Source organism: Terriglobus roseus DSM 18391 (assembly GCF_000265425.1).
In the GTDB taxonomy this organism is placed as follows: domain Bacteria; phylum Acidobacteriota; class Terriglobia; order Terriglobales; family Acidobacteriaceae; genus Terriglobus; species Terriglobus roseus.
The window spans coordinates 2722722-2735988 of record NC_018014.1 but is presented as its reverse complement, the minus strand read 5'-3'; the positions used below and the strand labels follow the sequence as shown (position 1 = coordinate 2735988).

Genomic DNA, 13267 nt, shown 5'->3' with positions numbered 1-13267 from the left:
ATTAATTCGACACACGAAGGGGCTTGGCAACTTTCGGCGACTGTTATTCATCAGCTCCAAAGCTGTCGCGCGCGAGCTTGTGCCCAATCTGGATGTGGTTTTGTAGGCGTCTGAATTGTCCAGGCCGAAACATGTCGTAAACAAAAGCCCCGGATTGCTCCGGGGCTTTCTGTCTCGTCGCACTTGCGTCTGCGGCTTTGGCCGCGTCCGCTGCATGCAATGCTTTAGTACATGCCGTCCATACCGCCGCCACCGCCGTGGTTGTGGCCGCCGCCTGCCGGTGCCTTCTCCGGGATGTCGGCGATCATGGCTTCCGTCGTCAGCATGAGGCCGGCGATGGAGGCTGCGTTCTGCAGGGCAGTGCGCGTTACCTTGGTGGGATCGATGACACCGGCCGCGACCAGGTCCTCGTACTTGTCGGTGCCTGCGTTGTAACCGAAGGTCATGTCCTTCGACTCGGTGATCTTACCGATCACAACTGCGCCTTCTTCGCCTGCGTTGTAGGCGATCATGCGCAGCGGCTCTTCGATGGCGCGACGGATGATGTTGGCGCCGATCTTCTCGTCACCATCAAGCGTCTTCACCAGCGCGTCCACATCAGGGATGCAGCGGATCAGGGCCACACCGCCACCGGGGACGATGCCTTCTTCGACGGCAGCGCGGGTTGCGTGCATCGCGTCTTCGACGCGTGCTTTCTTTTCCTTCATCTCGGTCTCGGTAGCAGCACCGACCTTGATGACTGCAACGCCGCCAACCAGCTTGGCGAGGCGCTCCTGCAGCTTCTCACGGTCGTAATCCGACGAGGTCTTCTCAACCTGCGAACGGATCTCGCGCACGCGACCGTCGATGTCGGCTTCCTTGCCGGCGCCGTCGATGATGGTGGTGTTGTCCTTGTCGATGGTCACGCGCTTCGCGGTGCCCAGGTCCTCGATCTTCACGGACTCCAGCTTGATGCCGAGGTCTTCCGTGATGGCCTTGCCACCGGTCAGGATGGCGATGTCGCCCAGCATTGCCTTGCGGCGATCGCCGAAGCCAGGTGCCTTCACAGCAGCGACGTTCAGCGTGCCACGCAGCTTGTTGACGACGAGCGTTGCGAGAGCCTCACCATCAACATCTTCCGCGATGATGACGAGTGCCTTGCCGGTGCGAGCGATCTGCTCCAGCAGGGGAAGATGTCCTTCATGGACGAGACCTTCTTCTCATAGATGAGGATGTATGGATCCTCAAAGGCAGCTTCCATGCGCTCTGCGTCGGTGACGAAGTAGGGCGACAGGTAACCGCGGTCGAACTGCATGCCTTCGACGACGTCGAGCTGGGTCTCCATGCTCTTCGCCTCTTCGACGGTGATGACGCCGTCCTTGCCAACCTTCTTCATCGCTTCGGCAATGATGGTGCCGATCTGCGAATCCGAGTTAGCCGAGATGGTGCCGACCTGAGCGATCATGTCGCCAGAGACGGGCTTGGAGAACTTGGACAGGGCGCCGCCCTGAACCACACCGTCGTTGTCGCGAACGCCGATGATGGCTGCAACAGCCTTATCGATGCCGCGCTTCAGTGCCATGGGGTTTGCACCGGCAGCAACCGTCTTCACGCCCTCGCGGAAGATAGCCTGTGCCAGAACGGTTGCAGTGGTCGTACCGTCGCCGGCAACGTCCGAGGTCTTGGAAGCAACTTCCTTGACCATCTGTGCGCCCATGTTCTCGAGCGAGTTCGCCAGCTCGATTTCCTTGGCGACGGTAACGCCGTCCTTGGTGATGGTCGGCGAACCGAACTTCTTCTCGATGACAACGTTACGGCCCTTGGGTCCGAGGGTCACCTTGACGGCGTCCGCCAGGACGTTCACGCCGCGGAGGATAGCCTGACGGGAATCTTCACCGTGCAGAATTTGCTTTGCCATTATGTTTTCCTTTGTTCGCGCTCACGAAGAGCTGCGGTTGATTGCGGAGTTCTGAAAACCCATGTCTCAGAAGCGAGACATGGGGCACCCGAGTTCGGGGCAATGGTTACTTGAGGATTCCGAGGACTTCTTCTTCGCGCATGATCAGCAGATCTTCGCCTTCCAGCTTGATCTCGGTGCCGGAGTACTTGCCGAAGAGGACCGTGTCGCCAGCCTTGACGTCGAGCGGGAATACCTTGCCCTCGTCATTGCTCTTACCCTTGCCGACGCTGATAACTGTGCCCTGCTGGGGCTTTTCCTTCGCAGAATCGGGGATGATGATCCCGCCGCGAAGTGTTTCGCCTTCTTCCAGGCGACGGACCAGGATGCGGTCGTGCAGCGGTGTGAATGTCGATGCCATGGTTCTTCGTTCTCCTTGATGTGTGGGTGGGCGGTAGGGCGTTTTAGCACTCCGCCGCTCCGATTGCTAATGTACGGCGGTGGCCTAGTGAGAGTCAAGACTGCTCAATGAAATATGAGTGAATGTCGCTCAAGGTCGTCTGTAAACGTCAAGCAGCGTCAAAAGACGACTTCAGTTTGTGACTGCTCGGAGACAGGCGAGCGCCTGCGGCGGTAGAATGCACCCATGCAGTTCCGCCGTTCGCTTCTCGTCTCCGTTGCAAGTGTTGTTACCCTGGCCGCCACGCTGGCCCCTGCGCAGTCGGAGCGCCACGGCCGCAAGTACAAGGCGCCGCCCGAGACCAGCCACCTTGAGATTCTGGTAGTCAAGGACACGAACGGCAAGATCCTTGAGAACGCTGCCGTCATCTTCCATCCCACGAAGGATGGCAACGACGAGGGCAATCTCGAGATCAAGTCCGGCACAGACGGCAAGGCTTTCATCGACATCATTCCGACCGGCTCGCAGGTGGGCATTCAGGTCATTGCGAATGGCTTTACGACCTACGCCGGAACGATCCTGCTGGATGGGCCTTCGAAGCAGTTGACGGTACGCATGAAGCGGCCGACGACGCAGGTCTCTGCGTATGGTGAGAACGAAGCCAAGGACATGAACCGCAGCGTCGGCGTTCAGGAGCCCATTCGCAATACGGGCCCGTCTTCGACGCCGAAGCCGCTGCCGGCCACAGCACCTGTGATCAAACTGCCCTCGCTGCCGAAGAACGCGAAGGCCAAGGGTGATTCGACCGTGGTACCCGCCGACCATAACGTCACTCCGGCGCCTGCAGCACCGGCCAAGATGCCGAATAAGACCTCGAGCGATACCACGCCTGCCAGCGACGGCTCGCCCGGTACCTCCTCTCCTTCGAACTAAGCATGAGCAACATACTGTGGGGCCGACGTGCACTCGTCACAGGCGGCGTCCGGCGGCTGGGACGTGCGTTCGCCGTGGCTCTCGCGGCCGCGGGAGCGAACGTCGTTGTGACCTCACGCTCGCTGGATGCGGAGTCTGCCGCGGTCGTCCAGGAACTCACAGATCTCGGAGTCCGCGCGCACGCCGTCGCGTGCGATGTGCGCTCGCCGGATGCTGTCATTTTTCAGCGCGGTCGCACAGGCGGTGGAGTTTCTTGGCGACCTGGACCTGCTGATTAACAACGCCGGTATGTTTGAGTCGGCACCGCTAGAGGCACTGTCGCCAGAGCAGTGGGACGACGCCTACGCGGTCAACGCTCGCGGTCCATTCCTGGTGGCGCAGGCGGCCTTGCAGCATCTGCGTGCCAGCGGTCATGGCAGGATCATCAACATCGGCTCGCTCGGTGGCATGAAGCCATGGATCACGCACGGGCACTACTGCGCCAGCAAGGCCGCGCTGCATATGCTGTCGCAGACGATGGCGAAGGCATGGGCACCGGAGGTCAGCGTGAATTGCGTCGCGCCCGGCATGATCCGTTTGCCGGACGAGCCGGAGCGGCTGGCAGGGAAGACGCCCATGGGACGCGATGGATCCCCGGAGGACGTAGTAGCAGCCGTAATGTTCTTCGCCGCCGCGCCGGAGTTCATCACGGGACAGGTGATGGCGGTCGATGGTGGCCTGAGTCTCATCTGAGCCGACTGGGCCAGAGCGCAGACTTACGGCGTGGCTCGCTGGGCCTGGAAGAGATGAATGAATGCGTATTGCAGAAGCATGATCGTCTTGCCATCTTCAATCTCTCCGCTGTCGATTGCAGCCATGGCCTTTTCGAACGGTAGCTCCAGAACTTCGATATCCTCACCTTCTTCGTGATTGCCTCCACCCAGTGTGGCCCGGGACCCACTCCCGTATTCAGCGACAAAGAAGTAGAGTCGTTCCGTGACAGATCCCGGACTCATGAACGCTTCGAAGACCCTGCGGACATGCGACACACGGTAGCCAGTCTCCTCTTCGGCTTCTGCGCGAATTCGATCTTCGGGACTTGCCTGATCAAGCAGGCCCGCAGCCGTTTCGATCAGCATGCCGGAGTGACCATTGACGTAGGCAGGAAAGCGAAACTGGCGCGTGAGCACGACCGTCCTTCGCTCCAGGTTGTAGAGCAGAATGGTCGCTCCGTTCCCTCTGTCATACGTTTCGCGGCTCTGCTGCTGCCAGCTCCCGTCCCTGCGAAGTAGTTCGAAGGTCGTCTTTTTCAGAACGTACCAATCGTCGGAGAGGGTCTCGACCGCCTTGATCCGTACCTTTTCGTTTGCCGTATTCACCGCCGCTTGGTGACTCATACGTTGACCGTAACGTGCAGTTTCATGCAGAGTCAAGTAATATCGTGCAAGAGAGAGCGAATGCTCACGACGCATCGAAAACAGCAGATTATCCAGATTCTCACGCAAGAGGGGCAGGTCGTTGCGAAAGACCTGAGCCAGTCTATGAACGTCTCCGAAGACACCATTCGCCGGGATTTGCGCGAACTTGCACGAGAGGGGCTACTCCAGCGGGTCCACGGTGGCGCACTGCCGGCTTCGCCCGCCGTCGCTGACTTCGCCGGTCGCGAACAGCTCAGGCATGAAGGGAAGATTGCCATCGGTATCGCGGCAGCGGCGATGATTCAGCCAGGCCAGGTCGCGATCCTTGATGGAGGAACGACCTCTCGCGAGATTGCGCGGCATCTACCGCTCGACCTCAAAGCCACCATCGTGACCCATAGTCCGACCATTGCGCTTGAGCTGGTGAACCACGGAGGCGTCGAAGTGATTCTGATCGGCGGTCGCTTCTTTAAGCATTCCGTGGTCGCGGTCGGGGCATCTGCTGTCGAGGCCATCAGTAAGATTCACGCCGACATCTTCTTCATGGGCGTCACCGGTGTTCACCCGAAGGTCGGACTCACAACCGGCGACTACGAGGAAGCCGCCGTGAAACGCGCCTTGAGTCGGGCTTCTGCCGAGACAGTGGTTCTTGCTTCTGCTGAGAAGCTGAACGCCGCCTCGGCTTACGAAGTGGTCGGCCTTGCCGACATAAACGGCATCATCGTGGAACGTAGCGTGGACGAGGCGTTGGTCGAACCCTACGCGAAGCGCGGCATTACCATTACCCGCGCATAGCGGATCGTTATGCGCTGATGGCCGAGGGCGGGCGATCGTTAGTTCGCGACGATCTCTTCTTCCAGCTGCTGCTTCTCAAACAGCTCCGAGTAGTAGCCACCGCTGGCAAGCAGTTCGTCGTGCGTGCCGATCTGCGTGATGCGACCGTTGATCAGGACCGCGATCCGGTCGGCGCTGCGTGCGGTCGAGACGCGATGCGCGATCAGGATTGTTGTGCGGTCTGTCATCACCTCGCGCAGTCCGCGCAGAATCTGCTCTTCCGTATACGTGTCTACGGAGGCAAGTGCGTCATCCAGGATCAGGATGCGCGGATCGCGCATGATTGCTCGCGCGATCGACGTCCGTTGCTTCTGGCCACCGGAAAGCGTTACGCCGCGTTCGCCCACCAGCGTATCGAAGCCATGGGGGAATTCAAGGATCTCGTTCGCGATGTGTGCGACGGTTGCGGCGCGTTCGATCTCCGCGTCCGTGGCTGACTCGACGCCGAAGGCGATGTTGTCGCGGATGCTGGTCGAGAAGAGGAACGTCTCCTGTGGCACAAAGCCGATGGAGCGGCGCAGGGCCGTCAGCGGCCACTCGCGGATGGGCAGACCATCCACGAAGACTTCGCCCGCAGGCGCGTCCAGCAGTCGCGGAATCAGGTTCACCAGCGTCGACTTGCCCGAGCCGGTCGGCCCGACAATCGCAAGGGAGCTGCCTGCCGGGATCGACAGGTTCACATCCTCCAGGATGCGCGGGCCGTCGCCATAGCCGAAGGTCAGGTTGCGGAACTCGATGTCGCCGCGTGGCACAGCGTCAATGGGTATGGACAGGCCACTCTCGTCCTTGATCGACGGCTCCCAGCGCAGCAGCTCGTCGATACGCACGACCGATGCGGTGCCGCGCTGAAAGAGGTTGATGACGTAGCCAAGCGCCAGCATTGGGAAGGTAAGCTGCACCATGAAGACCATGTACTCCGCGAACTGCCCGGCGGAGATGCGGCCCCCAACCACTTCGCGGCCGCCGACCAGCAAGGTCAGCATGATCGACATGCCCAGCACAAACTCAAGCGTGGGCCACAGCATGGCCATAATGCGGACAAGAAACAGTGACCGGCGGATGTACTCACGGTTCGCCGTTTCGAAGGACTTGATCTCCGCCTCTTCCTGCGCAAAGGCGCGGACCAGGCGGGCACCGCTGAAGTTCTCCTGCGCCTTGGCGCTGATCTCCGAGAACATGGCCTGGATCCGCTCAAAGCGTGAGTGGATCTTGCGGCCCATCAGCTGCACGACGACGGAAGCGATCGGCAACGGCAGGAACGCAAACAGCGTCAGCCGGCTGGAGATGTGCAGCATGAACGGCAGCGCCGCCGCCGTAAAGACAACGGTGTTGGCGGAGTACATGATTGCCGGGCCAAGCAGTTGTCGAACCGCATTCAGATCGTTCGTCGCACGGGCCATGATGTCGCCCGTACGGTGCTGGTGGAAGAACGAAAGCGACTGCTTCTCAAGGTTGCCGAACATGTCATTGCGCAGATCGAACTCGATCTCGCGGCTGGCGCCAATGATGATCCATCGCGTGGCATACAGGCACACCGCCGCAACGGCAGCGACGGCGATCAACAGAAAGACCGTACGCGTGATGACCGACTCCGCGCCGTGGTGGACGATGCCATCCACGGCGCGGCCGATCAGCAACGGCATCACGATCTTCGAGCTGTTATAAAGCAGCACCGCGACTGCGCCCTGCGCCAGTTGGGCGCGGTATCGCTTCAGGTAGGGACGCAGTGGGTTCAGCTTTTCCAGCATGGTTGTTCCTGTTCTATTCCGGGTGATCTTCCGGCTTGGCCGCCGGGTTCGCGCCGGGTTGCGGTGTTAAGGGTGCAGACTCAGGCGTCGGCGGCTCAAAATGCGAGCCCGTAACGGGCTGCTGCGTATTGCCCTGACCGACCAGCTCCACGTCGAAGACCAGGTCAGCCTTCTCTGGGATATCGGGCGGATGCCCCGCAGCACCATAAGCAAGCTGGTACGGGATGATAAGGCGGCGCTTGCCACCGACATGCATGCCTTCAAAGCCCGTGTCCCAGCCGGAGATCACACGCTTCAGGCCGATCGGAAAGACGATGGGCTGGCCGCGGTCGACGGACGAATCGAACTTCTTACCGTCAAGGGTCCAACCGGTGTAATGCACGGTGTAGAAGACCACGTTGGACGGCGGCGTCGACGGGCGAGCCAGTTCGCCGTCGCCAATCTTTGTGTCGATGTACTTCAGTGCGTACAGCGGCGCCGGCGTGCCGGTGACAGCGGGCATCGTGCCGACAGCGGCAGTGCCTTCAGTTGCTTTGGGATCGGGCATGGTCGTCCTTGGAACGTGAGCGGTCAGCCGGTGTGTCGCGGTAGAGCTCTTCGCGGCGCCGGGCTTCGCGGTGGTGGTTGCGGGCTTCGGGGCGGTCTGTGCGGTCGCTGCCATGGCAATCGTTGCGAGCAGCGCTGGTGCAAGGTTTCGCATGAACAATCCTCGCATTTGATTCTACGAGTGGTCTGCACGATGCGGCGAAACCGCGATCAGGTCTGCGCTTTCAGCAGCAGATACCCACCCGCCATGCCAAACAGCAGGTCCGGCGACCACGCCGCCAGCATCGGCGGAAGCGCATTCACATTCCCCATCGCCTCAAAAACACTGGCAATCACCGTGTAAGCCACGGCCATGCCGATGGCCGTGGCAATACCCGCCAGCGACCCGCGTTTGCCCATCGTCAAAGCGAACGGCACCGCGAAGATCGCCATCACCAGCGTGATCAGCGGATACGCCAGCTTGCGGTTGAGCTGCACACGCAGCCGCATGGTGTCGAAGCCGCTCTGCTGCAGGTCCGTGATGTACTTGTCCAGCTCGCCAAAGCTCATCTCCTGCGACTGCCGCGTCTCCTTCTTGAAGTAGGAGGGCTGCTCGCGGATCTCGGGGAAGACGGAAAGCGCAAACGGTTTGTAGTCGGAGATGGCTTCGCCCTGGAAGTCGCGTTCCCAGCCACTCTCCAACACCCATTGCTGCGTCTTCTGTTCCCAGTGCGCAGAGCTGGCAAAGATACGGCGGCTCAGGTGGAAGCTGCCCGGCTGGAACTCGAAGACCGTCAGGTTCGCGAAGACGTTCTTATCCGGATCGAAGAACTGGTAGTAAAAGATGCGCGCCGGCTCGCCCACCGTGTCCTGCTGTCCGCTGATCCACTTGCGATCAGGCCGCAGGAAGGTCTGTGCGGGCTTTCCCTTGATCTCCGATCGCAGTGACTCCTGCCGGCGATTGGCGTTTGGCAGATAGAAATCGCCAAAGGCGTACAGTCCGACGGCAAGAATACTTGCGATCAGCAGCAGAGGCGCGATCAGCCGGTACAGGCTCACGCCGCTGGCCTTCATGGCCGTCAACTCGCTGGTCCGCGAAAGGGAACCGAGCGTCACCAGAACACCCAGCAGCGCGCACAGCGGCGTCAGGTTGTAGAGCATGTACGGGATCAGGTTCAGCAGGTAGTCGCCGACGGTGATCAGCGGCGTGCGGTTGCGGAAGATGTCGCCGATCAGTTCGAAGAAGTTGAAGATGATCGAGATCGCGACGAACGAGACCAGCACCAGCGCAAAGGTCGACAGGAACTGGCGCATGACGTAGTCGTCAAAGATCAGCGGGAAGCGGTTGTTGCGCAGTGGTCGATAGCTTGCCGGACGCTCACGCTTCGCAGCCTGTGCTGCGGCGTTCGACGAGCGGAAGCGGGCGGGCAGACGCCGTTCGACCCAGAGGCCCACCGGTGAGAGCGCACGTACCAGGGCCGTTCCGCGCATCCCGACATCGCCGCGGGCCATCTGCCGCAGCAGCAGGAAACCCACGATGGAGAAGACAATGTTGGCAATCCACACGCCGATGCCTGCCGGCAGTTTGCCCTGCTTCGCCATGGCCACGCCGACGCTCGAAAAGAAGTAGTAGACGAAGACCAGCGCCACCGTCAGCACAAAGCCGGTGCTCTTGCCGCCGCGGCGGGACGACAGACCAAGCGGCACGCCCACCAGCATCAGCACAATACATGCGACCGGATAGCTGATGCGCTTATGGAGCTCGATCATGTAGACGCGACCCTGTGGCTCAAAGCGGCGATGCCACAGCTCGGCGAACGACATCGCGACCAGCGGCGTGTCCGCGTGGCCCAGCTTCAGGTCTTCCTGCGCGCCCGTCTGGATGGGTGTGTCCGTCTCCGTAAAGGTGGAGATGTCGTACTGGTTCGGGTCCTTGGGCGAGATCTCGTGCTTCGATCCATCGCGGAAGTGGAGCCGGAGCGACGCGCTCGGGCCGGGCACGACAACAGCCTGTTCAGCCGTGGTGATCGAGGGCGCCGCAGGCTCCGTCAGATCGGCCAGAAAGACGTGGCGCCACAGCGTCGCGCCCTGAGCCGGACGCGTGTCCTGCACGTACAGAACGTAGTTCTTGAAGTCCTCGTAGAAGACGCGCGGCTGCACTTCAAAGCTTGCCTGCTGCGTCTTCAGGGATGATTCCAGGCGCAACAACGCGGCTGCCGACTTCGGTGCAACATACATCGAATTGAACAGGCCAACCAGCAGCGCAGCAACCGCCGCATACGAGACGACGCCCACAAACTGCATCACGCCAAAGCCTGCAGCCCGCATGGCCGTGACTTCGCTGTCTGCCGAAAGCCGCGAAAGACCAAGCAGGATACCGACCAGCACCGTCATCGGAATGGTCAGGATCAGCGTCGTCGGCAGCGTGTAGAAGAAGACCAGCATCACCGAATGCAGCGACGCGGAGCCGCGCACCAGCAGCTCAAGGATAGCGCCCCAGGTCGCGCATGAAGAGCACAAACGTAAACAGCACACCGCCCAGCACCGCGTGCGACAGCACTTCGCGCAAAATGTAACGCGTCAGAATTCGCACGGTGTCAACGGTTCCTCATGTACCTAAGTGTAGCGATTGGACGCGCTCCGGCGGCGGAAGGGTTCGCGGTATCCGCTCGTGGAAAAGCGGGCAAGGATCAGACAGCAGCCTTCGCGCCATCGATCACAAACCGGTACCCAACCCCACGCACCGTAAGCAGGTGCTGGGGCCGCACGGGATCGTCCTCCAGGTATCGCCGCAGACGCACAATAAAATTGTCGATGGCGCGCGTATCCGTGTCCTCCCGCACACGCCAGACCTCTTCCAGGATCTCCTTGCGTGAAACAACCCGGCCCTCGCGAACCAGCAGGTAACGCAACAGGTCCGCTTCCATGAGCGTCAGCCGCGTGATCTTGCCATTGGCATGGATCTCCAGCGAGTCGAAGTTGATGGTCTTGCCCTCAAACTCGTAGACATCGCGAACCTCCTCCGGCTCGGCTGCAGCCGGGGCCTCGGTGGTCGGGGCCGATTCCTGCTGCCACTGCATGCGACGCAACAGACTGTTCAGCCGGGCCAGCAGAATCGACAGATCGAACGGCTTGTTCAGGTAGTCGTCGGCACCGGACTCGAATCCTTCCAGTACGTCCTCAGGCCGGTCGCGGGCCGTCAGCATCAGGATGGGGACGTAGTTGTTCGCAGCTCGCAGTGCACGCGCGATGGCAAATCCATCCATACCCGGCAACATCACGTCCAGCAGCACGGCTCGTGGACGTTCCGGCGCGTTCAACAGCCACGCCAGCGCAGCCTCGCCATCCGCCTCGTGGTGTACGCGATAACCTTCGGCCTTCAGGTTGAACAGCAGCGCATCGGCAAGATGCTCTTCATCCTCAACCAGCGCAATCAGCGGTTGATCGCTCATGAAACCTTCCTTGCAGCCTTGGTATCGGCGCCCGCGGGCATCAACGGCAGTTGCAGGGTGATGGTGGTACCGCGCCCTTCCCCGTAGCTTTGTGCACTGGCATCGCCGCCGTGATTACGAGCAATGGCACGGACGATGAACAGTCCCAGGCCGGTGCCCTTGACCTTCGCGGAAGCATTGCCGCCCACTCGATAGAAGCGGTGAAAGACCCTGCCAAGCTGGCCCGGCGGGATACCCATGCCCGTGTCGATGAAACGCAGAATGACGAAGCCGCGACGTGCGGTGTTGAGCTCTGCCGTGATGTGCACGCCCGCCGGGGAATACTTCACGGCATTGTCCAGGACGTTCAACATCGCGGTGCGCAGGCTGTCCGCATCGCCGTTGACGCGAAGGTCTGCTCCGGCCGTGTCGTCGACCATCTTCACTGCGTCCTCAGCCAGATGGTGCCGTCGCAGGGTCTCCTCCAGGCAGGCCTGCGTCAGCGCGCGAACATCCACGGGCAGGCGGCCCTTCGCGTTGCGCTGCAAACCCTTGGCACCGGCTTCGCCCGCGCGCAGGATCTGCTCCACCGTGGCCAGCAGGCGGTCATTGTCTTCACGCATGCGCGTGTAGAACTCCTGCCGCTGCGACTCTTCCAGTGGCCGCCGCTGCAGCGTATCCAGGTACAGGCGGATGGACGCAATGGGTGTCTTCAGTTCGTGCGTGACCGCGTTCAGAAAGCTGTCCTGGCGTTCGTTCCGCCGGATCTCACGCACCAGAAAGATTGTGTTGAGCACCATGCCCGCAATGATGACGGCGAAGAAGATCACGCCGAGCACCAGCATGGCAATACGCCGCTCTGTCACGTTGACGATGATCCATCCAACGTTCAGGGCAACGGCCAGCCCTACCAGGCAGATACCCAGTGTGATGTAGAACGCGATCGCGCCACGCCGGCGTGTGATGTTCATGGCGTGATCATTCTTTCATCTCTCTTCATTCACTCAGGACCATAGCTGCGCACAAACAAAAAGGCCCGGCTTTCACCGGGCCTTCTGGGAAACATTAACGGACTAAGCGCCGGCAGGCTTCGGGTTCGAAGGATCCCACTTGGCAATCTGGACCTTCTTTGCGATGCCCAGCTTCTTCAGCAGCCAGATGCCGTAGTAGTTGATGTCGAACTCGTACCAGACCAGGCCATGACGCGCGCTGACGGGATGAGCGTGGTGGTTGTTGTGCCAGCCTTCGCCACCGGTAAGGATCGCGACCCACCAGTTGTTGCGCGAGTCGTCCTTCGTCTCAAAGCGGCGCGGTCCGAACATGTGCGAGGCCGAGTTCACGAACCAGGTCGCGTTCACACCGACAACTACGCGGAGGAACGTGCCCCACAGAACCATGCCGAACATCATCTTCACGCCGCCCATGTAGTAGCCAAGGCCCATCTGCAGGAAGCCGGCAATGGTCAGCGGCAGCCAGTGGTACTTGCTCAGCCAGCGCTGTGCGGGATCGCGGGTAAGGTCAGGGGCGTAACGGCCCAGCAGGGCAGTCTCACTATGCATGGCGCGGCCGGTGATGATCCAGCCGATGTGCGCCCACCAGGTACCATCGTGCGGCGTGTGCGGATCGCCTTCCTGGTCGCTGTGCTGATGGTGAACGCGGTGCGTGGCCACCCAGAAGATCGGTCCGCCCTCAAGGGCCATGGTGCCGCAGGCGGTCATGAAGATCTCAAGCCAGCGGGGAACGCGATAGCCGCGGTGCGTCAACAGGCGGTGATACGTCATGCCGATGCCGACATTGATCGCCAGGAAGTACATCACGGCGAAGCAGGCAACATACGACCAGGACCAGAAGAAGAGGGCTACCACAGCCAGAACATGGAACGCGCCGAAGGCAATGGCGGTAATCCAGTTCACTTGTCCGTGCTGGTGCTCGCGGCCCATGCGGAGGTCCATCTTGGCCTTCTCGCGAGCTTCTACGGCTGCCGGAACAAGGCGCACAGGCGCGGTTGCGACGGGGGTGCTGCGAGTCTGTTCTGCAGCGGCTTGATCAACAACAGGAGACATTCGGCTACTCGTTTCTGGCGGGCTTTGGTCCGCCTCACCACCAAAGCTACCGTGAAGTGC

Annotated in this window: 12 protein-coding genes and 1 pseudogene; 4 read left to right on the top strand and 9 right to left on the bottom strand. The window is 61.1% G+C overall.

From position 1 onward, the window contains the following. Nucleotides 1-224: 224 nt before the first annotated feature. Nucleotides 225-1897 (bottom strand): annotated as a pseudogene (groL, locus tag TERRO_RS11305) (chaperonin GroEL). Between the two features lie 106 nt (nt 1898-2003). Further along, on the bottom strand, nt 2004-2297 hold the full coding sequence (locus TERRO_RS11300) for a co-chaperone GroES (protein ID WP_014786129.1): 294 nt from the start codon (nt 2295-2297) through the stop codon (nt 2004-2006). 225 nt (nt 2298-2522) lie between these two features. On the opposite strand from TERRO_RS11300, the gene TERRO_RS11295 reads away from it, so the two are divergent. The 3 genes from TERRO_RS11295 to TERRO_RS11290 are packed head-to-tail and all read left to right on the top strand — an operon-like array spanning nt 2523 to nt 3941. After that, complete coding sequence (locus tag TERRO_RS11295) at nt 2523-3209, top strand: hypothetical protein (protein ID WP_014786128.1); 687 nt, start codon at nt 2523-2525, stop codon at nt 3207-3209. 2 nt (nt 3210-3211) lie between these two features. Then, a complete protein-coding gene (locus TERRO_RS23875; RefSeq protein WP_342612446.1) occupies nt 3212-3487 on the top strand; it encodes an SDR family NAD(P)-dependent oxidoreductase in 276 nt (91 codons plus the stop codon). Further along, nucleotides 3420-3941 carry an SDR family NAD(P)-dependent oxidoreductase gene (locus TERRO_RS11290; protein WP_342612445.1) on the top strand — a complete coding sequence of 174 codons (522 nt, stop codon included), beginning with the start codon at nt 3420-3422 and terminating at the stop codon, nt 3939-3941. Before TERRO_RS23875 ends, TERRO_RS11290 begins: the two co-directional genes overlap by 68 nt. Nucleotides 3942-3964: 23 nt before the next feature. On the opposite strand, the gene TERRO_RS11285 is transcribed toward TERRO_RS11290, so the two are convergent. Continuing rightward, nucleotides 3965-4585 (bottom strand): NUDIX domain-containing protein, encoded by a 621-nt coding sequence (locus TERRO_RS11285; protein ID WP_014786127.1) that lies wholly within the window; start codon nt 4583-4585, stop codon nt 3965-3967. A 60-nt stretch (nt 4586-4645) separates the two neighbouring features. Between TERRO_RS11285 and TERRO_RS11280 the strand changes: the two genes are divergently transcribed. Beyond that, the gene (locus tag TERRO_RS11280) at nt 4646-5401 is read left to right on the top strand and encodes a DeoR/GlpR family DNA-binding transcription regulator (RefSeq protein WP_014786126.1); all 756 of its coding nucleotides are present in this window, start codon (nt 4646-4648) and stop codon (nt 5399-5401) included. Between the two features lie 38 nt (nt 5402-5439). Here TERRO_RS11280 and TERRO_RS11275 read toward each other — a convergent pair whose 3' ends face one another. From TERRO_RS11275 to TERRO_RS11250, 6 genes are all read right to left on the bottom strand, one after another. Then, a complete protein-coding gene (locus TERRO_RS11275; RefSeq protein WP_014786125.1) occupies nt 5440-7188 on the bottom strand; it encodes an ABC transporter ATP-binding protein in 1749 nt (582 codons plus the stop codon). Nucleotides 7189-7201: 13 nt separating this feature from the next. Next, complete coding sequence (locus tag TERRO_RS22060) at nt 7202-7888, bottom strand: FKBP-type peptidyl-prolyl cis-trans isomerase (RefSeq protein WP_014786124.1); 687 nt, start codon at nt 7886-7888, stop codon at nt 7202-7204. A gap of 56 nt (nt 7889-7944) precedes the next feature. Further along, on the bottom strand, nt 7945-10188 hold the full coding sequence (gene lptG, locus TERRO_RS11265) for an LPS export ABC transporter permease LptG (protein ID WP_342612444.1): 2244 nt from the start codon (nt 10186-10188) through the stop codon (nt 7945-7947). 215 nt (nt 10189-10403) lie between these two features. Further along, nucleotides 10404-11165: a response regulator transcription factor gene (locus TERRO_RS11260; RefSeq protein WP_014786123.1), complete on the bottom strand. Its 762-nt coding sequence runs from the start codon at nt 11163-11165 to the stop codon at nt 10404-10406. Further along, nucleotides 11162-12115 carry a sensor histidine kinase gene (locus tag TERRO_RS11255; RefSeq protein ID WP_014786122.1) on the bottom strand — a complete coding sequence of 318 codons (954 nt, stop codon included), beginning with the start codon at nt 12113-12115 and terminating at the stop codon, nt 11162-11164. Before TERRO_RS11255 ends, TERRO_RS11260 begins: the two co-directional genes overlap by 4 nt. Nucleotides 12116-12217: 102 nt before the next feature. Then, nucleotides 12218-13207, bottom strand: coding sequence for an acyl-CoA desaturase (locus TERRO_RS11250; protein WP_014786121.1), 990 nt, complete (start codon nt 13205-13207; stop codon nt 12218-12220). Between the last annotated feature and the right edge of the window lie 60 nt (nt 13208-13267).